Annotated in this window: 18 protein-coding genes, 1 tRNA gene, 1 rRNA gene and 1 riboswitch (1 of these 21 cut by a window edge); of the genes, 8 read left to right on the top strand and 12 right to left on the bottom strand. The window is 63.5% G+C overall.

The features are described 5' to 3' along the window. Both IVB29_RS11815 and IVB29_RS11810 read right to left on the bottom strand, forming a co-directional pair. Window positions 1–16, bottom strand: a tRNA-Ile gene (locus tag IVB29_RS11815); it reaches 61 nt to the left of the window's first position. A gap of 191 nt (window positions 17–207) precedes the next feature. Further along, window positions 208–1,696: ribosomal RNA gene (locus tag IVB29_RS11810) — 16S ribosomal RNA — on the bottom strand. 1,164 nt (window positions 1,697–2,860) lie between these two features. Between IVB29_RS11810 and IVB29_RS11805 the strand changes: the two genes are divergently transcribed. Together IVB29_RS11805 and IVB29_RS11800 are read left to right on the top strand one after the other, a co-directional pair. Beyond that, window positions 2,861–4,924, top strand: a complete 2,064-nt coding sequence (locus IVB29_RS11805) for a M23 family metallopeptidase (protein WP_247503553.1) — start codon at window positions 2,861–2,863, stop codon at window positions 4,922–4,924. Between the two features lie 156 nt (window positions 4,925–5,080). Then, window positions 5,081–6,697: a hypothetical protein gene (locus IVB29_RS11800; protein WP_247503552.1), complete on the top strand. Its 1,617-nt coding sequence runs from the start codon at window positions 5,081–5,083 to the stop codon at window positions 6,695–6,697. Between the two features lie 96 nt (window positions 6,698–6,793). On the opposite strand, the gene clpB is transcribed toward IVB29_RS11800, so the two are convergent. Next, a complete protein-coding gene (gene clpB, locus IVB29_RS11795; protein ID WP_247503551.1) occupies window positions 6,794–9,433 on the bottom strand; it encodes an ATP-dependent chaperone ClpB in 2,640 nt (879 codons plus the stop codon). Window positions 9,434–9,675: 242 nt separating this feature from the next. Between clpB and IVB29_RS11790 the strand changes: the two genes are divergently transcribed. Beyond that, window positions 9,676–10,464, top strand: a complete 789-nt coding sequence (locus IVB29_RS11790) for an MOSC domain-containing protein (protein WP_247503550.1) — start codon at window positions 9,676–9,678, stop codon at window positions 10,462–10,464. Between the two features lie 135 nt (window positions 10,465–10,599). On the opposite strand, the gene IVB29_RS11785 is transcribed toward IVB29_RS11790, so the two are convergent. Beyond that, window positions 10,600–11,271 (bottom strand): TIGR02594 family protein, encoded by a 672-nt coding sequence (locus tag IVB29_RS11785; protein ID WP_247503549.1) that lies wholly within the window; start codon window positions 11,269–11,271, stop codon window positions 10,600–10,602. Between the two features lie 214 nt (window positions 11,272–11,485). On the opposite strand from IVB29_RS11785, the gene IVB29_RS11780 reads away from it, so the two are divergent. Further along, on the top strand, window positions 11,486–12,349 hold the full coding sequence (locus tag IVB29_RS11780; protein WP_247503548.1) for an alpha/beta hydrolase: 864 nt from the start codon (window positions 11,486–11,488) through the stop codon (window positions 12,347–12,349). Window positions 12,350–12,462: 113 nt separating this feature from the next. Here IVB29_RS11780 and metW read toward each other — a convergent pair whose 3' ends face one another. Together metW and IVB29_RS11770 are read right to left on the bottom strand one after the other, a co-directional pair. Next, entirely contained in the window at window positions 12,463–13,125 is a 663-nt protein-coding gene (gene metW / locus IVB29_RS11775; RefSeq protein WP_247503547.1) for a methionine biosynthesis protein MetW, read from the bottom strand. Between the two features lie 15 nt (window positions 13,126–13,140). Next, window positions 13,141–14,343 carry a homoserine O-acetyltransferase gene (locus IVB29_RS11770; RefSeq protein ID WP_247503546.1) on the bottom strand — a complete coding sequence of 401 codons (1,203 nt, stop codon included), beginning with the start codon at window positions 14,341–14,343 and terminating at the stop codon, window positions 13,141–13,143. A gap of 90 nt (window positions 14,344–14,433) precedes the next feature. Continuing rightward, a riboswitch (SAM riboswitch) is annotated at window positions 14,434–14,513 on the bottom strand. 160 nt (window positions 14,514–14,673) lie between these two features. On the opposite strand from IVB29_RS11770, the gene IVB29_RS11765 reads away from it, so the two are divergent. The 3 genes from IVB29_RS11765 to IVB29_RS11755 are packed head-to-tail and all read left to right on the top strand — an operon-like array spanning window position 14,674 to window position 17,591. Continuing rightward, window positions 14,674–15,522 (top strand): chorismate mutase, encoded by an 849-nt coding sequence (locus IVB29_RS11765; RefSeq protein ID WP_247503545.1) that lies wholly within the window; start codon window positions 14,674–14,676, stop codon window positions 15,520–15,522. A 36-nt stretch (window positions 15,523–15,558) separates the two neighbouring features. Beyond that, the gene (gene hisC, locus IVB29_RS11760; RefSeq protein WP_247503544.1) at window positions 15,559–16,656 is read left to right on the top strand and encodes a histidinol-phosphate transaminase; all 1,098 of its coding nucleotides are present in this window, start codon (window positions 15,559–15,561) and stop codon (window positions 16,654–16,656) included. Then, complete coding sequence (locus tag IVB29_RS11755) at window positions 16,653–17,591, top strand: prephenate/arogenate dehydrogenase family protein (RefSeq protein ID WP_247503543.1); 939 nt, start codon at window positions 16,653–16,655, stop codon at window positions 17,589–17,591. Before hisC ends, IVB29_RS11755 begins: the two co-directional genes overlap by 4 nt. Window positions 17,592–17,640: 49 nt before the next feature. Here the strand turns inward: IVB29_RS11755 and IVB29_RS11750 are convergent, their stop codons facing one another. The 4 genes from IVB29_RS11750 to IVB29_RS11735 all read right to left on the bottom strand — a co-directional run bounded on the left by IVB29_RS11750 (window position 17,641) and on the right by IVB29_RS11735 (window position 22,692). Further along, a complete protein-coding gene (locus tag IVB29_RS11750; RefSeq protein WP_247503542.1) occupies window positions 17,641–19,209 on the bottom strand; it encodes a hypothetical protein in 1,569 nt (522 codons plus the stop codon). A 288-nt stretch (window positions 19,210–19,497) separates the two neighbouring features. After that, window positions 19,498–19,737: a hypothetical protein gene (locus IVB29_RS11745; protein ID WP_247503541.1), complete on the bottom strand. Its 240-nt coding sequence runs from the start codon at window positions 19,735–19,737 to the stop codon at window positions 19,498–19,500. Between the two features lie 195 nt (window positions 19,738–19,932). After that, window positions 19,933–21,276 (bottom strand): GDSL-type esterase/lipase family protein, encoded by a 1,344-nt coding sequence (locus IVB29_RS11740; protein WP_247503540.1) that lies wholly within the window; start codon window positions 21,274–21,276, stop codon window positions 19,933–19,935. A 231-nt stretch (window positions 21,277–21,507) separates the two neighbouring features. Continuing rightward, window positions 21,508–22,692 carry a DUF2125 domain-containing protein gene (locus IVB29_RS11735; protein ID WP_247503539.1) on the bottom strand — a complete coding sequence of 395 codons (1,185 nt, stop codon included), beginning with the start codon at window positions 22,690–22,692 and terminating at the stop codon, window positions 21,508–21,510. Between the two features lie 110 nt (window positions 22,693–22,802). Here IVB29_RS11735 and IVB29_RS11730 point away from each other — a divergent pair, with 110 nt between their 5' ends. Further along, window positions 22,803–23,405, top strand: coding sequence for a gamma-glutamylcyclotransferase (locus tag IVB29_RS11730; protein ID WP_247503538.1), 603 nt, complete (start codon window positions 22,803–22,805; stop codon window positions 23,403–23,405). On the opposite strand, the gene IVB29_RS11725 is transcribed toward IVB29_RS11730, so the two are convergent. Both IVB29_RS11725 and IVB29_RS11720 read right to left on the bottom strand, forming a co-directional pair. Continuing rightward, window positions 23,402–24,175: a lysophospholipid acyltransferase family protein gene (locus tag IVB29_RS11725; RefSeq protein ID WP_247503537.1), complete on the bottom strand. Its 774-nt coding sequence runs from the start codon at window positions 24,173–24,175 to the stop codon at window positions 23,402–23,404. The two genes, IVB29_RS11730 and IVB29_RS11725, sit on opposite strands and share 4 nt — an antisense overlap. Window positions 24,176–24,186: 11 nt before the next feature. After that, complete coding sequence (locus IVB29_RS11720) at window positions 24,187–24,891, bottom strand: YdcF family protein (RefSeq protein WP_247503536.1); 705 nt, start codon at window positions 24,889–24,891, stop codon at window positions 24,187–24,189. Between the last annotated feature and the right edge of the window lie 109 nt (window positions 24,892–25,000).

Raw genomic sequence — 25,000 nt, 5'->3', positions numbered from 1 at the left:
ACTGAGCTACAAGCCCCTAACGCATATCCTGTTAAGGACCGGGATCCTGCAAACATGCAGACCCAGCGCGTGTTCGTCCGCGAAGAAAGAGAAACGTAGACGGCGAAATCCCGCCAATGCAGCTCAACGATCCTGACGACCGTTGGCCACTGATGTTTCTAAAACGATCCGATAGTGAGCCGAAGCTCGCTGAAGGATCATCCTTAGAAAGGAGGTGATCCAGCCGCAGGTTCCCCTACGGCTACCTTGTTACGACTTCACCCCAGTCGCTGACCCTACCGTGGCCGGCTGCCTCCATTGCTGGTTAGCGCACCGTCTTCAGGTAAAACCAACTCCCATGGTGTGACGGGCGGTGTGTACAAGGCCCGGGAACGTATTCACCGTGGCGTGCTGATCCACGATTACTAGCGATTCCAACTTCATGGGCTCGAGTTGCAGAGCCCAATCCGAACTGAGACGGCTTTTTGAGATTTGCGAAGGGTTGCCCCTTAGCGTCCCATTGTCACCGCCATTGTAGCACGTGTGTAGCCCAGCCCGTAAGGGCCATGAGGACTTGACGTCATCCCCACCTTCCTCGCGGCTTATCACCGGCAGTCTCCTTAGAGTGCTCAACTAAATGGTAGCAACTAAGGACGGGGGTTGCGCTCGTTGCGGGACTTAACCCAACATCTCACGACACGAGCTGACGACAGCCATGCAGCACCTGTGTTCCAGGCTCCGAAGAGAAGGTCACATCTCTGCGACCGGTCCTGGACATGTCAAGGGCTGGTAAGGTTCTGCGCGTTGCGTCGAATTAAACCACATGCTCCACCGCTTGTGCGGGCCCCCGTCAATTCCTTTGAGTTTTAATCTTGCGACCGTACTCCCCAGGCGGAATGCTTAAAGCGTTAGCTGCGCCACTAGTGAGTAAACCCACTAACGGCTGGCATTCATCGTTTACGGCGTGGACTACCAGGGTATCTAATCCTGTTTGCTCCCCACGCTTTCGTGCCTCAGCGTCAGTATCGGGCCAGTGAGCCGCCTTCGCCACTGGTGTTCTTGCGAATATCTACGAATTTCACCTCTACACTCGCAGTTCCACTCACCTCTCCCGAACTCAAGATCTTCAGTATCAAAGGCAGTTCTGGAGTTGAGCTCCAGGATTTCACCCCTGACTTAAAGACCCGCCTACGCACCCTTTACGCCCAGTGATTCCGAGCAACGCTAGCCCCCTTCGTATTACCGCGGCTGCTGGCACGAAGTTAGCCGGGGCTTATTCTTGCGGTACCGTCATTATCTTCCCGCACAAAAGAGCTTTACAACCCTAGGGCCTTCATCACTCACGCGGCATGGCTGGATCAGGGTTGCCCCCATTGTCCAATATTCCCCACTGCTGCCTCCCGTAGGAGTTTGGGCCGTGTCTCAGTCCCAATGTGGCTGATCATCCTCTCAGACCAGCTACTGATCGTCGCCTTGGTAGGCCGTTACCCTACCAACTAGCTAATCAGACGCGGGCCAATCTCTCGGCGATAAATCTTTCCCCGTAAGGGCTTATCCGGTATTAGCACAAGTTTCCCTGTGTTGTTCCGAACCAAGAGGTATGTTCCCACGCGTTACTCACCCGTCTGCCGCTGACGTATTGCTACGCCCGCTCGACTTGCATGTGTTAAGCCTGCCGCCAGCGTTCGCTCTGAGCCAGGATCAAACTCTCAAGTTGGACTTGAACTTTGAACCGGCTGATCACAACGTTTGACGAGGTCCCACCATTTTTTCATCGACCGAAGCCGATGTGCTGCCCGCGATTCACATCGCTGGCAACGATGGTGTACCTTTGAAACGTGTACCGCCGAAGTCTTTCGTCCGGTCCCGATCCAAAAAGCCGAAGCTTTTCAAATGCGAGACCCGCAAGGACTCCGCCGTCCACGTTTCTCTTTCTTCATCTTCACTTGTCAAACAGCCCGGGACCTAGGAGGCCCCAACCTTCCAGAGTGGAAGGGTTCCGACACCCTTACTGGCGATGAATGAACTCCAACCGATTTGTGTCGGCTGTTGTGCACTCAACGAAGTGAGGAGCATCAGTGGCGCGTTCGCTCGCCTTGGTCAGTGACCCGGCGGCGCCGCGCTCAGTGGCCGGTTTATAGGCCCCACCCATCGGAGTTGTCAACGACCATTGTCAACAAATCGTCGCACGGTGGATGATCTGAAAAATTGTAGCGATTACAATGTATTAGAGGGGGAGCCAACGCGCGGATCGAGCCTGCCCCCCAAAAAATCTCAAAAAAAGTTCGCGTCCCGGGGGGCTCGGGAGGGGCTCCGGAAGCGGCTTGGGGCGCCCTCCCCGGGCGGACCCCGGCGCCCGCCCCCTTGGCTCTTCCAGGTGCGTCCCTGCACCCAGGCAGGCGGAGCTCATCCCAAGCCAGACCGAGCTCCACCCCCAGGTTAGGCCGGGCTCCACCCCTGAGCCAGGCCGAGCTCCCGCCCCCGGCATGATGGGCCCCGAGCGCCCGGCCGTTCAGGAAACTTTTCCGTATTGGGCGCCGTACTTGAGCCACAATCCCCCGGCGTTCTGATAAGAGACAAGCTTGAATCGCGGGGATGCCAGTGGGGGCTGCCAGCGATTTACGTGGGGTCAGTGGAAGGCGATCGTAGCGATGAAGCGGCCTTCTTCAGACATTCGAAAGACATCGAGAGATCTTTTTCCGCTTAGCTGTTCGTAATTTCGGCCGGCCCGTCATCAGGGCCTTCTGACCGCGGACGCCTATGCGGCTTGCCCATTTCCTGCGATGCCCCTCGAAGAGGGCGGCCAGGGAGGGGCTCGAAACCGGGCTGTTATGGGCTTGGCTGTTATGGACCTCTTGGGTCGTTGATTGGGGGACTTGGGTTGAACCACAGGACATCACGCGGCGCTTACGGGCGTGAGACCGGGATCATCGATCTCGGCCACGAGCCGCCGCTGTCCGTCGACGGTTCGGAAGCCGCCGTCATCGATCGCCGTCGCGTCTCGGTGCAATGGTTCAGCGGCACAATCCTGACCGGACTCTGCGGCGCAGCCCTCATCGGCGGCGCCGTTTTCGCATCTCTCGACGGCGAAATGACCTTCGCAAAGGTGCCGGAACGCGTCGAAGGTGCGCTGCGCGGCGCATTCGGCGCGGCTGATCGCGCCGCCACGCTGCACAAGAGCGACCGCCTGCCGCCACCGAACGAATCCTCCGCTTCGCGCAACATCGTGCGCGTCTCGACGGTCGCCCGCGTCGGCAACCGCGACGTGATGCGCGTGCGCCCGTTCGTCCGGATCGCCGGCAATCTGTCGATGACGACGAGCGATCTGTCGGCAAAGATCCCGCCGTTCAACGCCCAGCGCCTTCTCACCGACGTCGGCTCCGATCCGAAGGCCGCATCGGAAGACCCGAACAATCCGGAAGCCGTCGAGCCCGACGCCGAGGTCTCCTTCGTCACCAGGGACCTGTCGCCGGTGCTGCCGAAGGCCAAGATTTCCGCGGTGGTGGCGCTCGACGACATCCTGATGCGGGTGCGCGATGCCGCCAACTGGCGCGGCAATGGCGGGGTACGCTACGCCTCGCTCGCCAATGCGACCGCCGACATTTCCGGCGCGACCGGCCCGTCCGACATCAGAAGCGCCTACGCCAGCGAAGCGTCGCCGTCCGATCCCTATGCCGGCTTCGAGACGCGCGTGGTGCCTGAAAACGTCACGCTGCTGCCGAAGACCAAGGAACAGATCACCGGCGGCAATCCGAACGGCGAACGCGTTCACGTGGTCAAGAAGGGCGACAGCGTCGGCGCCGTCCTGCGCGATCTCGGCGCCACCGCCGAGGAAATCAAGGCGATCACCGCAACGCTCGGTCCGCGCGGCCGCGACGGCGGCCTGAAGGAAGGCGAGAAGCTCCGCATCCTGATGGCGCCCGCAAGTCCCGGCGCCCGCTTGCAACCTTACCGCGTCGTCGTCGCCAACGAGACCATGGTCGAGGCGATCGCGGCGCTGTCCGATCTCGGCAAATACGTCGCGGTCGACGTCTCCAGCATGAACACCGTCGCGGATGCCACGGCAAACGCCAGCAGCGACGACGATGACGAAGATGACGGCACCGGCGTCCGGCTCTACCAGAGCATCTACGAGACGGCGATGCGCAACAAAGTGCCGATGCCCGTCATCGAGGACATGATCAAGATCTACTCCTACGACGTCGATTTCCAGCGCAAGGTGGCGCCGGGCGATTCATTCGACGTGTTCTACGCCGGCGAAGAAGAGGGCGTGACCTCGAGCGAAAAGAACGACGTGCTGTTCGCTTCGCTCACCGTCGGCGGCGAAACCAAGAAATACTATCGCTATCAGAGTCCCGACGACGGGGTCGTCGACTACTATGACGAGACCGGCAAGAGCGCGAAGAAGTTCCTGGTGCGCAAGCCCGTCAACAGCGCGATCATGCGCTCCGGTTTCGGCGGCCGCCGCCATCCAATTCTCGGTTTCGTGAAGATGCACACCGGCGTCGACTGGGCCACCGCCTACGGCACGCCGATCTTCTCCGCCGGCAACGGCGTGATCGAAAAGGCCCAGCTCGAAGGCGGGTACGGAAAATATATCCGTATCAAGCACAATAACGGCTACGAGACCGCCTATGGCCACATGTCGGCCTTCGCCAAGGGCATGGAGCCGGGCAAAAAGGTCCGACAGGGTCAGGTGATCGGCTTTGTCGGTTCGACCGGCCAGTCGACAGGCCCGCACGTCCACTACGAAATCCTGGTCAACGGCCGCTTCGTCGATCCGCTGCGCGTGAAATTGCCGCGCGGCCGCTCGCTGGAAGGCACGGTGATGACGGGCTTCGAGAAGGAGCGCGACCGGCTCGACGGCATGATGAGCGGCCGGGGCGGCGCCATCGCCCGTATGTCGGACGCTACAGGCGGGCCGTTGCAGGTCACCAACCGCTGATTTCGTGACCGGCCGAAATCAACCGGACATTTCCAGGAAACCTAGGCTGAAACCGACGTCGTAGTGCGACGTCATTTCACTGCGCCACAATTTCAAGTTTCGTTTGCCAAAGTCCCATGACGGGCGAATACTTTCCCAAAAATGGGAGGTCTCGCCATGAAGAACAGGCTCGCCTGCGCGGCCCTGCTTGCTGCGGTTTTCTCCATCACAAGCGCATCGGCCCAGAACTGGGAGGTCACGAAACTCGTCCCCGGCTCGGCGTTCCATGGCGTGCACGGGCTCGCCATCGACAAGGCAGGCCATCTCTTCGCCGGCAGCGTCGCTGGAGCAATGCTCTACGAGGTCGACATTTCGGGCGGTACCGCCAAGGTTGCAATCCCCGCTCCGATCGGAATGGCCGACGACATCGCATTCGCGCCCGACGGCACCATGGCCTGGACCGGCTTCCTGGCGGGCGATCTTTATTCGCGCAAGGGCGACGGCCCGATCAAGAAGCTCGCCACCGGCCTTCCCGGCATCAATTCGCTCGCCTTCCGCAAGGATGGCAGGCTCTACGCCTCGACCGTTTTCCTCGGCGACACGCTCTATGAGATCGACGTCGAGGGCGTCAAACCGCCTCGCCAGATCATGGAGAAGATGGGCGGCCTCAACGGCTTCGAGTTCGGTTCCGACGACAAGCTCTATGGTCCGCTCTGGTTCAAGGGACAGGTCGCAAAAATCGACGTCGACAAGGCCGAGCTGACCCTTGTCGCCGACGGCTTCAAGGTGCCGGCCGCGGTGAACTTCGATTCCAAGGGCAATCTCTGGGTGGTCGACACCGCGCTCGGCCAGCTCGTTCGGGTCGATCCCAAATCGGGCGCCAAGACCGTCGTCGCACAGTTGAAGCCGTCGCTGGACAACCTCGCGATCGACGACAACGACCGCATCTACGTTTCCAACATGGCCGACAACGGCATCCAGGAGGTCGATCCCGCGACCGGCCAGGCCCGGCAGATCATCATCGGCAAGCTCGCTTTGCCCGGCGGCATCGGCGTCACCTCGGAGAATGGCAAGGATACGATCCACGTCGCCGATGTTTTCGCCTATCGCACGGTGGACGGCGCGACCGGCGAGGTCACCGAGAAGGCGCGCATGCACGCTGACGGCGTCACGCTCGAATATCCGATGAGCGCAACCGCGAAGGGCAACGACGTGATCCTGTCGAGCTGGTTCACCGGCACGGTGCAGGTGATCGACGGCAAGACCGGCGCGACGCGCGACATGCTGCACGGCTTCAAGGCGCCGCATGACGCCATCGTGCTCGAGGACGGCAGCATTTTGGTGGCCGAGCTCGGCACCAAATCGCTGGTCCGCGTCAGCGGCGAGCACGGCAAGGATCGCACCACGCTGATCGGCGGGCTCGAAGGCCCGATCGGACTCGTCGGCGGGTCGAGCGGCGAGGTCTATGTCACCGAAGCCTTTGCAGGACTGGTCTCCAAGGTCGACAAGAACGGCGAAAAGACCGTGATCGCCAAGGACCTGAAAATGCCCGAGGGCTTGGCACGCGGCAGCGACGGCAAGCTGATCGTGGCAGAAGTGGGCGCGAAGCGGCTGATCGAGATCGCGCCTGACGGCAAGATCACCGAGATCGCGGCCAATCTTCCGATCGGACTTGTCGGCGCGCCTGGCGGCCTGCCGACGCATATTCCGACGGGCATCGCCATCGGCGCCTCCGGCGTCGTCTACTTCAGCTCGGACATCGAGAACGCGATTTACAAGGTGGTGAAGAAGTAGCGGGCTTGCTCAAGCGAGCCGCACCCGGCGAAAAATAATTCGCCCGGAGAGGATGACCTCTCCGGGGCGATTTTGTTTAGCGGCGAGTGCGAGCGGTCAGTTCAGCTTGCGCTTCGACACCGGCGCTTCGAACTGGGCGATCTCCGCGGTTTGCGCCGCCTTGCCATTGAAGGTCAGCACGTTGCCTTCAGACGAGATCGCAACGGCATCGCCGTCCCTGACGTCGCCGGCCAGGATCATCTCGGCGAGCGGATCCTGGACGTAACGCTGGACCACGCGCTTCAACGGCCTTGCGCCGTAGGCGGGATCCCAGCCCTTGGCAGCGAGCCAGTCGCGGCCGGCGGCATCGAGCGTCAGCACGATCTTGCGATCGGTCAGCAGCTTCTGCAGCCGCGCGAACTGGATCTCGACGATCCGGCCCATCTCGCTCCGCTGCAAGCGGTGGAACAGGATGATCTCGTCGACGCGATTGAGGAACTCGGGGCGGAAATGCCCGCGCACCATGCCCATCACCTGCTCGCGCACGGCCGAGGTGTCTTCGCCCTCCGGCTGATTTACCAGATACTCCGAACCGAGGTTCGAGGTCATGATGATCAGGGTGTTGCGGAAGTCGACGGTACGGCCCTGGCCGTCGGTCAGGCGGCCGTCGTCGAGCACCTGCAACAGCACGTTGAAGACGTCGGGATGCGCCTTCTCGATCTCGTCGAACAGCACCACCTGATAGGGCCGGCGCCGCACCGCTTCGGTCAGCGCGCCGCCCTCGTCATAACCGACATAGCCCGGAGGCGCGCCGATCAGCCGCGAGACCGAGTGCTTCTCCATGTACTCGGACATGTCGAGGCGGACCATCGCGGTCTCGTCGTTGAACAGATACTCGGCGAGCGCCTTGGTCAGCTCGGTCTTGCCGACGCCGGTCGGGCCTAAGAACATGAACGAGCCGGTCGGCCGGTTCGGGTCCTGCAGGCCCGCACGCGAGCGGCGCACGGCGGTTGCGACCGCACGCACCGCCTCGGCCTGGCCGACGACGCGCTTTCCGAGCTGCTCCTCCATCTTCAGGAGCTTCTCTTTTTCGCCCTCCAGCATCTTGTCGACGGGCACGCCGGTCCAGCGCGAGACCACCTGCGCGATGTGGTTGGCGGTCACAGCCTCCTCCATCATCTCGCCGGAGTTCTCCTTGGCTTCGATGTCGGCGAGCTGCCTCTCGAGCTGCGGGATCCGGCCATAGGCCAGCTCGCCGGCCTTCTGGAATTCGCCGCGCCGCTGCGCGTCGGCCAGATCGACGCGCAGGGCGTCCAGCTCGGATTTCAACTTCTGGGCGTCGGAGAGCTTGTTCTTCTCCGCGCTCCAGCGTGCCGTCAGCGCCGCGGATTTCTCCTCGAGCTCGGCCAGCTCCTTCTGGAGCGTCTCGAGACGGGACTTGGAGCCAAGGTCGCTTTCCTTCTTGAGCGCCTCCTGCTCGATCTTGAGCCGGATGATCTCACGGTCGAGCGAGTCCAGCTCTTCCGGCTTGGAATCGACCTGCATCTTCAGCCGCGCGGCGGCCTCGTCCATGAGGTCGATCGCCTTGTCGGGCAGGAAGCGATCGGTGATGTAGCGGTTGGACAGCGTCGTCGCCGCCACGAGCGCGGAATCGGTGATCCGCACGCCATGGTGCTGCTCGTACTTGTCCTTCAGGCCGCGCAGGATCGAGATCGTGTCCTCGACCGAGGGCTCGCTGACGAAGATCGGCTGGAAACGCCGCGCTAGCGCCGCATCCTTCTCGACATGCTTCCGATACTCGTCGAGCGTGGTCGCGCCGATACAGTGCAGCTCGCCGCGCGCAAGCGCGGGCTTGAGCAAATTGGAGGCGTCCATCGCACCGTCGCCTTTGCCGGCGCCGATCAGCGTGTGCATCTCGTCGATGAACAGGACGAAGTTGCCCTCGCTCGCGGTCACTTCCTGGAGCACGGCCTTCAGCCGCTCCTCGAACTCCCCGCGATATTTCGCACCCGCAATCAGCGAGCCGAGGTCGAGCGACAGCAGCTTCTTGTCCTGGAGGCTCTCGGGCACGTCGCCGTTGACGATGCGCAACGCGAGGCCTTCGGCGATGGCGGTCTTGCCGACGCCGGGCTCGCCGATCAGGACGGGATTGTTCTTGGTCCGGCGCGAGAGCACTTGAATCGTGCGGCGGATCTCCTCGTCGCGGCCGATGACCGGGTCGAGCTTGCCGTCCCGCGCCGCCTGGGTCAGGTCGCGGGCATATTTCTTCAGCGCGTCATAGGCGTTCTCGGCCGTCGCGGAATCCGCGGTGCGGCCCTTGCGCAGCGCCTCGATCGCAGCGTTGAGATTCTGCGGGGTGACGCCGCCCTTGGCGAGGATCGCGCCGGCCTCGCTGGTCTTCTCCAGCGTCAGGCCGAGCAGCAGCCGCTCGACGGTGACAAAGCTGTCGCCGGCCTTCTCGCCGGCCTTCTCAGCCGCGTCGAAGGTACGGGCGAGCTCGGGCGCGAGATAAATCTGGCCGGCACCGCCGCCAGAGACCTTGGGCACCTTGTTGAGGGCGTCCTCGGTCGCCTTCAGGATTGCGCGGGAATTGCCGCCGGCACGGTCGATCAGACCGGAAGCCAAGCCTTCATTATCGTCCAGAAGGACTTTCAGGACGTGCAGGGTGGAAAACTGCTGGTGCCCCTCGCGCACCGCGAGCGACTGTGCGGACTGGACGAAGCCCCTGGAGCGTTCGGTATATTTGTCGATATTCATGGTCTTTTCTTTCCCTCGGCCTGCCCCTGGAGCCCTCTAAGGCACTCCAAACGGCATCTTCATTGGGTTTCCGAATACCGCATTGACGTTTCTCAACCGGTAACGGTCGTTATCAGGCGGCGCTGGCGCCGGCCTGATCCAAATGTGGGAAGGGCGCCTTCGGATCGGAAGAGGCGAGTTCACAATTTCGTGCGCTGATCCGGCCGCTTGGCGGGTCGTGGTCGAATCCCCTAAGTAACGGCATGACAGCCAGCCAGACCGCCGAGATCACCAGCCTCTACCGCTATCCCGTCAAGGGGCTGACGCCCGAGCCCCTGCCCCGCGTTCCCTTGCGGGCCGGCCAGACCCTGCCCGCCGATCGCCGCTACGCCATCGAGAACGGCCCGAGCGGCTTCGATCCTGATGCGCCCGAGTGGAAGCCGAAAATTCAATTCCTGATGCTGGCGCGCAATGAACGGCTCGCCACCCTCGACAGCCGGTTCGAGGACGCGACCAATCGCCTGATCATCCGCAGGGACGGCGAGATCGTCGCCAGCGGCGATCTCGAGACCGCTGCCGGGCGCGCCGCCATCGAGGGTTACTTTACGGAGAACTTTCAGCCGGAGCTGAAGGGCCCGCCCAAAGTCCTGTCCGGCCGCGACCACAGCTTTTCCGACGTCGCCCGCAAGGTCGTGTCCATCATCAATCTCGACAGCGTTCGCGCCATCGAGACCATGCTTGGCGGGACCGCGGTGCATCCTCTGCGCTTCCGCGGCAATCTCTATGTGAAGGGCTGGCCGGCCTGGTCCGAGCTCGATCTCGTCGGCCAGATCCTCGTGATCGGGCAGGCCCGGCTGAAAGTGGTCAAGCGCATCGTCCGCTGCCCGGCCACAAATGTGGATCCGGTGACGGCAAAGCGCGATCTCGAGATACCACCGACGCTGTCGCGCAACCTCGGCCACATGGATTGCGGCATCTATGCCGAGGTGATTGCCGACGGCGAGATCGGCGTGGGGGATGCGATCGCGGTGGAAGAGCCGCGATTGGTGTGAGTTGCCGTCGTCGTAGGGTGGGTTAGCTTTGCGGCCGCGCGAAGCGCAGTCGCAAGGCGTAACCCACCAACTTCGTCCCGCAACTGTGGAAGCATGGTGGGTTACGCTTCGCTAACCCACCCTACGCACCACCCGTCAATTCGGCATCACATACGCATAGATCCGACCGCGCGAGATCGGCGCCTCGCGGACGCGATTGCCGTTGTTGCCGGAGATCATGATCGGATTGCCCTGCGCGTCGATGCCGGTGATGATGCCGACATGACCGCCCCGACCGCCGCGCGACATCACTGCGATGGCGCCGACCTGCGGCCCGGAGACACGCGTGCCGTAATGCGCGAACGAGTTCGCCATGTCGGAGCCGGTGCCACGGTGGCCGGTTTTCTCAAGCACCATGTTCATGAAGCGCGCGCACCACAGGCTGCCGCGCCCGGTCGGATTGCCGCCGACATAGCGGCGCGCCTCGGAGACGAGGCCGGAGCCACCGCCGAAGCCGCCGCTGTTCACAGCGTTATTGGCCATTCCACCGCTACCGCTCATGCCCGCATTGGCGTTCGGATTGTAGCTGGCCTGGGTTTCGGCAAAACCGCTCGCCTGCAATTGCGCCGCGCTGCGCTCGAAGCGCGAGCTGCGTGTATGATGCCGGTAATGATGATGTCTGGCGTGATGCACGTAAGCGTGCCGCTCCGCGCTATGACGATGATGCGGCCGCGCTGAGGCCGGAGACGAAACCGCGGCGACCGCCGCGAAGAAAACCGCCAGCGCGACAACACAACGCGACAGGCGAGACGCAAACAACTCAAACATTCTTCATCCTTCGTTGACACCCCACTTCCCGATCGGCCCGTGCGCGGCCGACATCGATCAGGCCGTTAAGCCGTCCGATGTGGCGAGAAAAAGACGTAGCGCCCGCGAATAGCTGCGATGATTTTGCGCCGATGCTCGCCCGATGCTGCCGCATTGCGGACAACAACATTAACTGCAATTCTGCAAAGGCGGCTTGAAGAGAGGGAAACAGTTAATGCCCCATGCCACGACCAGGGACGATGTCCGCATCTATTTCGAGGAAGCGGGTCAGGGAACGCCGATCATTTTTCTGCACGAGTTCGCGGCCGACACCACCAATTGGGAGCCGCAGATGCGCTACTTCTCGCGCGGCCATCGCTGCATCACCTATTCCGCGCGCGGCTACACGCCGTCGGATGTGCCCGCAGGCGAGGTCTACACCTACAAGCACTTCTACACCGACGCACTCGCGGTGCTCGATCATCTCGGGATCGAGCGCGCGCATCTCGTTGGTCTCTCGATGGGCGCCTATTCGTCGCTCCAGATCGGATTGAATGCGCCAGAGCGCGCGCTGTCGATGACGCTGGCAGGCGTTGGCTCCGGCTCGGAGCTCGAGAACCTGGACGCATGGCGCAAGCAGTGCCGCGCCAATGCGGAGCAGTTCGAGACGCTAGGCTCTGCTGAAGTTGCAAAAGTCACGCGTGAGGCCCCAAGCCGGATTCCGTTCCTGGTGAAGGACCCGCGCGGCCACGCCGATTTCTACGCCGCGCTGGCGCGGCACGACGCCAAGGGCTCGGCCAACACGATGCGCGGCTTCCAGGGCGGGCGCCCATCGATCTACACACTAACGGAGGCGATCAAGAAGGCCGCAACGCCAGCGCTGATCATTTGCGGCGATGAGGATGATCCGTGCGTCGGGGCCAGCCTGTTCCTGAAGAAGCACCTGCCCGCGGCGGGGCTCGCGATGTTTCCGAAGTCGGGCCACGTGCTCAATCTCGAAGAGCCCGCGTTGTTCAACGAGAGTGTGGAGCGGTTCGTGACGCTGGTGGAGGCGGGGCGGTGGCCGGTGCGGGATCCACGGTCGCTGGCGGCGCATTAGGGCGAAGCCGTCGCCACACACTCCGTCATTGCGAGGAGCTCTTGCGACGAAGCAATCCAGACTGCCTCCGAGGAAAGACTCTGGATTGCTTCGCTGCTCGCAATGACGAGAAACTACTTCCCGCCGCCGCGCGTGAGCAAAAACACGCCCTGCTCGCCGAACATGTTCCACACCCACCACGGCAATCGCAGCCGCAGCGGACGGCCGTAGAGGTCGAGCGCCTCGGCGCGCTCCATCTTGACGCCGATGGTGTCGCAGAGCTCGACGAAATCCTTGATGGTGCAGAAATGGATATTGGCGGTGTCGTACCAGGTCGCCGGCAGATTGTCGGTGCGCGGCATGTGGCCGCCGATCAGGAGCTGGAGCCGCATCCGCCAGAAGCCGAAATTCGGGAACGAGACGATGGCACGGCGGCCGATGCGCAGCAGATTTTCCAAAACCACCTTCGGCTGCCGCGTCGCCTGCAGCGTCTGCGACAGGATCACGTAATCGAAGGCGTCGTCGGGATAATTCACGAGGTCGGTGTCGGCATCGCCCTGCACCACCGCGAGGCCCTTGGCGACGCAGCGGTTGACGCCCTCGCGCGACAGCTCGATGCCGCGGCCGTCGACGCCGCGTGTTTCCAGCAGCTGAAGCAGATCGCCGTCGCCGCAGCCGACATCGAGCACTTTCGATCCGGGCTTGACCATCTCGGCAACCAGCAGATGGTCGGCGCGGAATTGGCCTGATTGCTCCTTGGCGAGGCCGTTAAGCGGCAGCACTTCCTGTACAGACATCGCTAGCCGTCCTTGTCAGTCGTTCTTGCCGGTAAGCCCGCGCGCCTTGCCTGCCGATTGCAGGAAAGCGCGGGAGATGTCGAGGAATTCGGGCACGTCGAGCAGGAAGGCGTCATGGCCGCGATCGGTCTCGATCTCGGCGAACGACACCCGCGCACTCGACGCGTTCAGCGCATGCACCAGCGCTCGCGATTCCGAAGTCGGGAACAGCCAGTCGCTGGTGAAGGAGACGACGCAGAACCGGGTCTGGATGTCCGCGAATGCCTTTGCGAGCGCGCCGCCGTGGTCAGCGGCGATGTCAAAATAGTCCATCGCGCGGGTCAGATAGAGATAGGAGTTGGCGTCGAAGCGTTCGACAAAGGACGAGCCCTGGTAGCGCAGATAGGACTCGACCTGGAAGTCGGCATCGAACGAGAAGGTCGGCAACTCGCGGTCCTGCATGCGCCGGCCGAATTTTCGGTGCAGCGCGGCGTCCGACAGATAGGTGATGTGCGCGGCCATGCGCGCGACCGCGAGGCCGCGATGCGGATGGATGCCCTGATCGGCGTAGGCGCCATTGTGCCAGTCGGGATCGGCCATCACGGCCTGGCGGCCGAGCTCGTGGAAGGCGATGTTCTGCGCCGAGTGCCGCGTCGAACAGGCAATCGCCAGCGCGGAGTAGACGCGCTTGGGATAGGCCGCGGTCCATTGCAGCACCTGCATGCCGCCCATCGAACCGCCGACGACCGCAAACAGCGTGTCGATGCCGAGCCGGTCAATCAGCATCGCCTGCGCGCGCACCATGTCGGGAATGGTGATGACGGGAAAATCCAACCCCCACACCTTGCCGGTCGCGGGATTGATCGAGGCCGGGCCGGTCGAGCCCATGCAGCCGCCGATCACGTTGGCGCAGATGATGAAGTAGTGCCGGGGATCAAGCGGCCGGCCAGGACCGACCAGCGTGTCCCACCAGCCGGACTTGCCGGTGACGGGGTGCTCATTGGCGACGTGCTGGTCGCCGGTCAGCGCATGGCAGATCAGGACCGCATTGGAGCGATCGGCGTTGAGCTCGCCATAGGTCTGATAGGCGATCTGGAATGGAGAGAGATCGATGCCGCAATCGAGGCGCAGCGGCTGCTCGGCGCCGAACTGCGCGACTTGCGAACTCGGATGATCCACCTCATGCGACCGGTCGTCGGCACTGATCGCGGGACTCGGTACAGACTTGACACCAACCATCTGACCATCGACCTCATTTGCGATCGGACTTCAGATCGCAGTGACATCAGGCCATAAAAAACCCGGCCTGAACAATAGGTTCGGCCGGGATCGAAAACGTCCCCGGCCTGTTTAGCGAGTTTTTTAACGTGGCTGCAAGCCGGCCGGCTCAAATGACCACGGAACAGGCAAAACTTACTGTCTTGGGCGGTTTTCGTCAAGTCGCGGCCCGGATGGACCGGATTTGTCTCTGTCCGGCCTGCCGAAAAGGCGGTGATTTCTCTTTGCTTTCGCCGCCCTGACTGCCTAATCAGGACATTCCGCGCAGCCTCTCAGCAGTTCCAGTCAGATATGTCCCAACGACCGCCCGCGCCACCATCGCTCCAGGAATTGCGCAAGGAGATCGACGCGATCGACGAGGGCATGCACCGCCTCTTGATGCAGCGCGGCGACATCATCGACCGCCTGATCCAGGTGAAGCAGACGCAGGAGGTCGGCTCGGCGTTCCGCCCGGCGCGCGAGGCCGCCATGATGCGGGACCTCGTGCAGCGCCATCGCGGCATCCTGCCGCTCGACACGGTCGAGAGCATCTGGCGCGTCATCATCTCCACGTTCACCTATGTCCAGGCGCCGTTCTCCGTGCATGCCGACATCTCGGTGAGCGAGCCGGCGATGCGCGATTCCGCGCGCTTCCATTTTGGTTTCACCGTGCCCTACGTCGCGCATTTCAGCGCGCAGGCGGCGGTCGAGGCGGTGGCGAAATCCAAGGGCGACCTGGCGCTGGTCTCGGCGACCTCGAGCCGCACGCCGTGGTGGCTGGAGCTGGAAGCGCCCGGTGCGCCAAAAATCATCGCGCGGCTGCCCTTCGTGGAGCGTGCCGACCATCCGGCCGCGCTGCCCGTGTTCGCGGTCTCGCGCGTCGCCGACAGCGCGCTCGTGACGGAGGTCGAGACCTTCAGCGTGCGCGTATCAGGATGGAATGCCGAGATCGCGCGCGCTCTGTCGCCGCTCGCCGAAATCGTGGCGGTGCCAGATGCCGCCTTCGACGGTGCGGCGCTGCTGGTCTCGGTCACGAGCGCGAGCAGCATCGACAAAATCAAGGCTGCCCTGATCGAAGCGGGCGCCTCGGTGCGCTCCACGGCCCTCGTCGGCAGCCACGCAACGCGCTATACGGTGCCTCCGATCGGGCCGAAATCGTAAATCGCGTACCGCTTAAAGCCACTTCCGGAGTTGAAGATGTCCCGCCCCGTGCCGAACCCCGGCATTCTCGATATTGCGCCCTACACGCCCGGCAAGAGCCCGGTCGCCGAGCCGGGCCGCAAGGTGTTCAAGCTCTCGGCCAACGAGACCCCGTTCGGCCCCTCGCCCAAGGCGATCGAGGCGTTCAAGAACGTGGCTGATCATCTGGAAGACTATCCGGAAGGCACCTCGCGCGTGCTGCGCGAAGCGATCGGCCGTTCTTTCGGGCTCGACCCCAACCGCATCATCTGCGGCGCCGGCTCGGACGAGATCCTCAATTTGCTCGCCCACACCTATCTCAGCCATGGCGACGAGGCGATCTCGACCACCCACGGCTTCCTGGTTTACCCGATCGCGACCATGGCGGTCGGCGCGAAGAACGTGATTGCCGCCGAGAAGGACCTGACCGCGGACGTCGACACGATCCTGAAGGCAGTGACGCCGCGCACCAAGCTGGTCTGGCTCGCCAATCCCAACAATCCGACCGGCACTTATATCCCGTTCGACGAGGTCAAGCGCCTGCGCGCCGGCCTGCCCTCGCACGTGCTGCTGGTGCTGGATGCCGCCTACGCCGACTATGTCTCGCGGAACGATTACGAGATGGGAATCGAGCTGGTCGCCACCACGGAGAATACGGTGGTGACGCACACCTTCTCCAAGATCCACGGCCTCGCCGCGCTGCGCATCGGCTGGATGTTCGGCCCCGAGCACATCATCGACGCCGTCAACCGCATTCGCGGTCCGTTCAACGTGTCGACACCGGCGATGTACGCCGCGGTCGCCGCGATCGAGGACACCGCGCACCAGGCGATGTCGAAGCAGTTCACGGAAACCTGGCGCAATTGGCTGACCGAGGAGATCACCAAGCTCGGCCTCAAGGTCACGCCGAGCGTCGGCAATTTCGTGCTGATCCATTTCCCGACCGACAAGGGCAAGACCTCGGACGATGCCGACGCGTTCCTCACCAAGCGCGGCTTGGTGCTGCGTGGCTTGAAGAATTACGGCCTGCCGCATTCGCTGCGCATGACCATCGGCACCGAGGAGGCCAATCGCCTCGTCGTCGACGGCCTGCGCGACTTCGTGGCCGGCAAATGAGCGCCGCACCGCATTTCCGGCGCGTCGCGCTGATCGGCTTCGGCCTGATCGGCGGTTCGATCGCGCGCGCTGCGAAGCTCCAGGGCCTGGCTGGCGAGATCGTCACGACCGCGCGCTCCGAGAAGACCCGCGCGCGCGTGATGGAGCTCGGCATCGTCGACCAGGTCGTGGCGACCAATGCGGAAGCGGTGAAGGATGCCGATCTCGTCATCCTCTGCATTCCCGTCGGCGCCTGCGGGCCGGTGGCGCAGGAGGTCGCTGATCATCTGAAGCCCGGTGCAATCATCTCCGACGTCGGCTCGGTCAAGGGCGCGATCGTCAGGGACATGGCGCCGCATCTGCCGAAGAATGTTCATTTCGTGCCGGCGCATCCCGTGGCGGGCACCGAGCATTCGGGCCCCGATTCCGGCTTCGCCGAGCTCTTCATCAATCGCTGGTGCATCCTGACGCCGCCGGAAGGCGTCGATGCGGCCGCCACCGATCGCCTGCGCGCCTTCTGGGCGGCGATGGGCGCCAAGGTCGAGGTGATGACGCCGGATCATCATGATCTCGTGCTCGCGATCACCAGCCATCTGCCGCATCTGATCGCCTACACCATCGTCGGCACCGCCGACGAGCTGCAGCAGGTGACGGAGTCGGAAGTCATCAAGTTCTCCGCCGGCGGGTTTCGTGATTTCACCCGCATCGCGGCCTCCGATCCGACGATGTGGCGCGACGTCTTCCTCGCCAATAAGGAGGCCGTGCTGGAGATGCTCGGGACCTTCACCGAGGATCTCGCAAAACTCACCCGCGCGATCCGCCGCGGCGACGGCGAGGCGCTGTTCGACCATTTCACCCGCACCCGCGCCATCCGCCGCGGCATCGTCGAGATCGGCCAGGATTCGGCGGCGGCCGATTTCGGCCGTCAGCATGGGCAGCTCGGCCAGAAGCCGTAAGCTGCGTAGCCCGGATCGAGCGCAGCGCAATCCGGGCTGCGCGATCCCGCTAGAACGGATAGTAACGGATCTGCGTCATGACGATGTTGTCGTCCGTCTTCGGCGCACCGCCGACGCCGGCGAACGCAAATCGCTGCGTGTAGGAATACTGCACACCGGCTTTGAGCGTGCCGTAATTGCCTTGGTAGATGGTGTCGTAGACCCCGGCCGTGATCTGACGGACTTCCCTGGTGTTGCCGTTGCAGGTCGACGCCGGCGAGTTCTCGATGCCGCAGCCGGCGTTGTTGTAGAGCGGATTGCCGTAGCCGAACGGGACCGTGCCGACATTGGCGAAGTTCGCTTTGGCTTTTTCCAGGCCCGCATAGGAGTAGACATCGAAGCTCGGCGTCGTGTGCCAGACCAGGCCGACCGTAGCCGCCGTGATCGTCAGCGGAAGAATGGTGCCATCCTGCGCGACCGCCGCGTCGGGGAACGGCGTCTGCGTGAAGCGTCCGAGCACGCCACGCGAGCCAGAGAGCTGGAGGTCGAGCGTTTTCGGAATCAGCTCGGCAAAGACGTGGCCACCGAAACTCCCGGTGTCGTAGGTGTGGTTGGAATTGTTGAAGCGATCGAACAACTGGCGATAGAGACCCCACGCTTCGACGTGCAACTTGTATGGCCCGAGCCGCGGGTCCCACGCCGCCTTCACCGTGACATCAGGCACCTGGTTCAAGCTGACATTGTTGAGGCTGTTGAAGAAGCTGCCGCCCGGCCCGGTCAGATTGACCTGGAGGTTCGGATTGAGCACGCCCTGCGGTCCGACAGCGGGCGTGCCAACCGTTGGGACGTTGCCGCCGAAGAACGCCGTCTGCGCATTCTCGACCGACGCGGCCAGCTTGAACTCGGGTCCGATGTCGTGCCAAACGCGCACACCGGGCTGGCGCGCGCCGATGAATCCGGGAACGGATTCAAAGTCGATCACGCCGGGCGCATCGACGCCGCGGGAATCGATGCCCGACTTGCCCGGTGCGTTCAGCGACCAGGATTGCCCGGCGAGGACGTGAAGACCGAGATCGCTGCGGTAGACCTCGAGACTGAGCTGCCGCATGCGTGGATTGAACGAATTGGTGGCAACCGAGCTCGCTGTCTGCGCCGCGCCTTCGAAGTCGATCTCGCCGTAGCCGGCGAGATGCGTGTCGGCGTTCACAGTGCCTTCGGCCAACACCGAAAACCTGCTCTGGCGTGCGGAGAAGCGCGTTTCCGGAATGTTGAAGTTTCGGCTCTGCTGATAGGGGATGAAATTGTAGACCGAGCCGGTATCGGAGGCGAGATTGCGCGAGCGGTAGATGCCGGTGAGGTCGACCCAGCCGCCGAATGTCAGCGTAATGCCCTTGTAGCAGACCTTGCCGGCCGCACAGGGATCGACAGGCAGCGCCTTGTAGGTTGCCGGCATTGGAACAGCCTTCGCCTGCGCTTCAACCTGCCGTGTCTTGCGCGCCTCCTGGTCCACGCGCTGCTGCAGCGCTTTCAGCTTGGCGTTCAGCGCCTGGATTTCGGTTGTGACATTGTCGTCGGCACGCGCCTGCCCTGAACTGGCAGCGAGCATGCCCAGCATCAGTCCGTAATTGATGATCCGCACTTGAATCTCCCTCCACTCGGGAAGCAGGTTCGATTCGCCGCGCCGTCCCCGGCGCCTGCATGCTTCCCTGGTGTGGAGTGACTTGAATGCGACTGCGATTATTCTCGGCGAGGTGCATCTTCTGCATCACGTTTTCCTGACGATCATGTTCGGAATATTTTTGCGGCCTTGCCGATCCGCGTGCGCGATTGCCGCCATTATCCAAGGTCACGCCAAGGCAACGCGCATCGGGCCCGGCCGGGGCATGACCGGGCCCAACTCCACGGGCGCGCCAGCGGTGGACGGCGGTTATTTGCCCTTGGTCGCGCGCATCACCGTGGGACGCGGCGATTTCGGCGACGGGACGAACGCCATCGTCCCCCGCGTCATAGAGCTCGAAAGATTGGGGCTCGCGAGGTTGGGATCGCCATTCGGATATTGAGCCGCGTATGCAGCCGGCTCCTGCGACTGCCACTGCGCAAACGCAGGTGTCGCGAGCGCGGCCGAGATGGCGACGGCGGCGACAACGAACAGCTTGGACTTGGTCATGATATCTCTCCTGCCTGGGCAGACCGCATCATCCATCGTGCGGCCTACATGGAGAGAGAGCGGAGTTCGTGGCTCCGCATTCCCGGCGGACAATCACGATCCGGCGAAGAGGCCGTGAGTTCAGCTCGTAACCCGCATGGAGCGAGCTACGACAGCCAAGGCTGACAAATGGAGAGAGGTGGCTCTGAATTCATCCTACTGTTGCGCGCTGCGGCCAATTTTTCCCGGCTTGAACAGATCGAGGTCGATGGCCTGTCCCATCGCCAGATATCCGGTGCGGTTGGGATGAAGCTTATCGCCGGCGCCGCCGGTGGTGCTTTCGGGGACGAACTCCGGCTTGAGGCCACCTGAGGTCGGATCGAGCGTCGCGCGATCGAAATCGACCACACCGTCGAATGTCCTTGAAGTACGGATGAATGCGTTGAGCGCCTTGCGCTTCTCATCCTGTTCGGGGAAACCATGTGCCGCGCTGGTGCTGCCAAGTGCCGAAACGACGGTGGCGCCAATGATACGGGCTTGCGGCCATTTCGCACGTAGCCTCGCGACGCCGTCCTTCATCGCGGCGATGACCTGGTCGACCGTGAAATTGCCGTTCTTGCTGAAATCGTTGATGCCTTCCAGCCAGATCAAGCTCGATATGCCGGATAGCGAGAGCACGTCGCGATCGAGCCGCTGGCCCGAAGCGGGGCCGCCCGCGTACGGTTTGTCGGGACCGTATTCGGCGGGGCCTGCGACTTGGTTACCACCGATGCCGCCATTCACGACAGCGACCTTGTTGCCGTAGACCGCCTTCAGGCGACGCGACAACACGTTGGGCCAGCGATCGTCGCCATTCATGGTCGAGGCGGTCCCGTCGGTAATCGAATCCCCAAACGCGATGATGGCGAAGGCGTCGGCAGGCGCAGTCATCTCGATCGCATCGAGGAAGAACCACGACGCGGTCGCATAGGGGAAGGGAGCCTCGTCTTCGAGGGCGCCCTTGGCGCCGGCGCCGGGCGCACTGACATAGGAGGTGGTCAGCGCTTTGGCGTGCCAAGTCATCGGACCGCTCTGGCCGGCGACATGAAAACTGACCGCAAGCCGGCGGCCGGAGAGGTCGTCAGGCCGCTTTGCAAACGGCAACGCGATCGCATCGCTCCAGACTGAATTCCCCGGCGACACCGTAACGGAAGCCGTGCCGGCGAACGTAACCGGGGTGTTGGAGCCGCGGATCAACGCGGCACTGCCTGATTGCAGGCCGACGTAAACGCCATCAAATGTGACGGGTTTGGTGCCGAAGGCGTTGCTGAGCCGGATGCGGGCCTGACGACCCCAGATATCCGGCCGCACGATCAGGCGAAAGCTCTGGTCACGCGCACCGGCCGCGGGCTCGGGAAACGCGAATTTCTGTTCGGGCTGGGCAGACGGATTGCCGACGGGGTATGGGCCCTGGACGGCGCCCGTCCAGGACACCACCCAATGTTCGCCATCCCTGGCGGTTGCGGTCTGAAGCGATGCGACGAGCAGCGATGCTGCGAGGAGACCGTTCAACGCGTGCATTGTTTCCCCCGAACCCCCAATAATTTGGGCGCGACCCTAAAGCCGTCTAGTTGGCCTTCAATAGGGCGGCAGAACGCTACCTGTCCAGACGCCGCTGACGCACTCCTGCCCCGACGCCGGAGTGGACCTCGCAGGCTGCGAAACTGGCGCCAACCAGAAGCGATCTGTTCACAGCTTCGAACGCGTCAGGAGGACCAAGCTGGCCGCTCATGAGGTTCATGAGTTCACGACCTAATACAACGGCGGGATCTGCCCAACCTTGACCGGGCCGAGCAGCACCGCGCCGTCAACGAACTTCAGCGGGAAGCTGCGGGCCTTCTTGCCTTCAAGCGTGCTCTCGGTGCCGATCGAATTGATGCCGGCGGCGACGCCGGCATTGGCGTTCTGCTTGATGACCTTGCTGAGGCCGGGCACGGCGCGGTCGAGCGCGCCGAACAGATTGTTGAGGTCCTTCGACTTCACGCCGGGCGCGACACGATCGAGCGTCGCCTGCGGCACGCCCTCTTCCAGCATCTTCTCGATGCCGAGCGCCGGGATCACGCGCTCGAGGCCGGTCACCGTCATCTGCAATTCGCCGTCTAAACGGCCATCGGCCGAAAGGCCGAGCGTGCCGGCCGCGACGGCGATCATCTCGCCTTGCTGAATGCGCGACTGCACGATCTCGATGTGACCACCAGCGGCCTGGATCTCGCGGAAGCGCTGCGGCCACGGCTTTGGCGTGAGGTCTGAGAGCCCGGTGACCTTCGCGCGCGTGTCAGCCTCGAACGGCTCGGCGAGCAAGGGATGAACGCCCTGGATGCTGCCCTGCGCGACGTGAAACACGGTTTCGATCACGGGGTGATCGGACGGCGATCCATCCGCGAGGCGTCCATGCAGCTCGACCTGTTTTGCACGCGCGAGCGGCACCTGCACGCCGCCGTCGAGCCTGATGACGCTGGGATCATCGAACACGATGGAGGCACGATCCGGCACCGCCGGCAGGCCGACCACGCTGCTGCGGCCCTTGCTCCAGTTCACCACAAAAGTGTTTTGCGTGACGCCGTCGGTCAGCGTCGCGGGCGCGGAGAATTCGGCGATGACGAGCTTGGGATCGTAGACCTGGGCGATGACCAGGATGTTGTCGAGCTTGGCCGTGAACGGCGTCTTGCTCGCGTTCTGCGACACCAGGGCGACGCTGGCACCGGAACACTGGACCTCGAAGCGGAACGGGAAGCCGGCGATCGAGCGCTTGGCGCAGTCATAGATGCGGCCGGATTTGGCCTCCTGCGCCCGCCAGGCGTCGGCGGCCACTTCGGCCTGCGACGCGGCATAGAACCAGAAGCAGGTCCACGCGACGGCGAGGATCAGGACGATAATGGGGGCGATGAAAAGACCCCAACGGGAGCGCCGGCCTGCGGCAACAGTCATATCGGACATGCGGCGACCCTTTGCCCCCAGATTTTGTCAAATGTAAGCGAGGTGCGGCCGCGCCGAAAGGCGGAGAATTCGCTTCGCTTGGGGGCGCGGTTCTGGTAGCCGTGCCCGAAATGTCCGAAATCACCCTCCCCTCCGTCACCACAGCCAAGGGCGACCTCTGGGTGTTCGGCTACGGCTCGCTGATGTGGCGGCCGGGCTTCGAATTCAGCGAACGCGTCCCGGCGCGGCTGGTTGGCGAGCATCGCGCGCTCTGCGTCTATTCCTTCGTCCATCGCGGCACGCCGGAGAAGCCGGGCCTGGTGCTCGGGCTCGACCGCGGCGGCGCCTGCCGCGGCGTCGCCTTCCGCGTCGCCGAGAAGGATCGCGCCGGTGTCGTCGCCTATTTGCGCGCGCGCGAGCAGGTCACCTCGGTCTATCGCGAGGTGATGCGTTCGGTGTGGCTGGAGAACGATGCGCGCGAGCGCGTCTCCGCGCTCGCCTATGTCGTCGACCGCGGTCACGTGCAATATGCCGGCCGGCTGTCGCTGGCCGACCAGCACCGCCATGTGCTCCAGGGACACGGCCAGTCGGGCGCCAACCGCGACTACGTGACGGCTACGGTGAAAGCGATCGAGGCCGAGGGCTTTCGCGATACGCAGCTGCATCAACTCGCGACCATGCTTCATGGTGATGCGCACGCGCCGGCTCCTGCAGAAGATCGAGAGAATCGCTAGCTTTCCAAAGGCGCGTAGCTCGGCGCAGAGCCGATCAACTGCTCCTGCTCCTTCCGGCCCGCTTCGACGAGGCGGCCGGTCGCGTCTTCGATGGCGGTTTGCACACGGGAGAGAAACTCGTCCTTTCGCAGGCCCGGCGGCAGCGGATCGAGGAACTCGACCACCAGCGTGCCGGGATAGCGCATGAAAGTGCGGCGCGGCCAGAACAGCCCGGAATTGAGCGCGATCGGCAGGCACTGCACGCCGCATGTCGAATAGATCTGCGCAAAGCCGGTCTTGTAGTCAGGCTCGGCGCCCGGCGCCCGGCGCGTGCCTTCCGGAAAGATCACGAGTTGCTTTCCGCTGCGCACCGCATCGCGCGCCCGCCGCGTCATGTCCAAGAGCGCCTTCACGCCGGCGTTGCGGTCGATCGCGATCATCCCGGTCTTGACCAGGAACTGGCCGAACACCGGGATCTGCATCAGCTGGCGCTTGAGGATGAAGATCGGGCGGTCGAAGAAACCCGGCAGCACGAAGGTCTCCCAGAACGACTGGTGCTTTGCCACGATCACCAGCGGTCCCTGCGGGATCTTCTCGACACCGCGGAATTCCACCTTGATGTTGCAGACCACGCGCATCAGGACCAGCGTCGCCTTGGCCCACCATTGCGCGACCGTCAGCATCGCGCGCGGCGGCAATGCGAAGGTCGGCAGCGCCACGATCGCAAGGCACACCAGCACGGTGTAGAACAGCACGTTGAACACAAGCGAGCGCAGGAAAATCAAAGCCATCAACGATCCGATCAATTGGCCTGTGCGGTGGCGGGCCGCTTCGGCGCCAGACCTGCAGGCTGCTCCGACATCTCGGGCGAAAGGTCAATCCCGAAATCCTCCAGCCGCACCCTGAGTTCAGCCGCGATATACTTGACATATTCGGACAACAGCAGCCGCAAGGTGGAGGCCGAGGTCCACCACGGCTCTTCGCGCCATTTGTCACCGACGACCGCGAACGGGATCAGCGTGGTCTCCGGCATTGCATGCGAGAATTCCACCAGCGCGCGGGGCATGTGATAGTTCGAGGTGACCACGATCAGCGACTTGAACCCGCGGCCCTCGGCCCATCGCCGCGTCTCCGCCGCATTGCCGCGGGTCGAGAGCGCGGTGCGGTCGAGGTCGACGCAGCAGGTCATGAAGGTCTGGTTCTCCGGCAAGGTCCGGGAGATGTCGCTTGCCGTCGAGGTCGGATGCACGCCGGAGATCAGGAGCCGCCTGCCGTAGCCTGCCGCCAAAAGCTCCATTGCGTCCGACACCCGCGAGGAGCCGCCGGTCAGGACCACGATTCCGTCCGCCTTGCGGTCCGGCGCGATCTCGGCGCCGCGCAATTGCGTGAGGAACGCGACGAAGCCCGCCGCCGCACCGACGAAAACGAACGCAACCGTCGACACAACGGTCGCGCGCAGCCAGCCGCGCGGCATTTTCGGCGATCGATCGTCGGTCGGCGAGGTCATGTGATGTCGGTGATCCCTTCCCCGGATGATTTTAGGACGTTTTGAGGCGAAGTGGAGTCTGGCGGTGCGCTCCCTCGCCCCGCTTGCGGGGAGAGGGTTGGGGTGAGGG

Origin of the sequence: Bradyrhizobium sp. 1 (assembly GCF_023073315.1) — a bacterium.
Lineage (GTDB): Bacteria > Pseudomonadota > Alphaproteobacteria > Rhizobiales > Xanthobacteraceae > Bradyrhizobium.
Note: the sequence above shows the minus strand (reverse complement) of the source record. Positions and strands in the feature narration are given on the sequence as shown.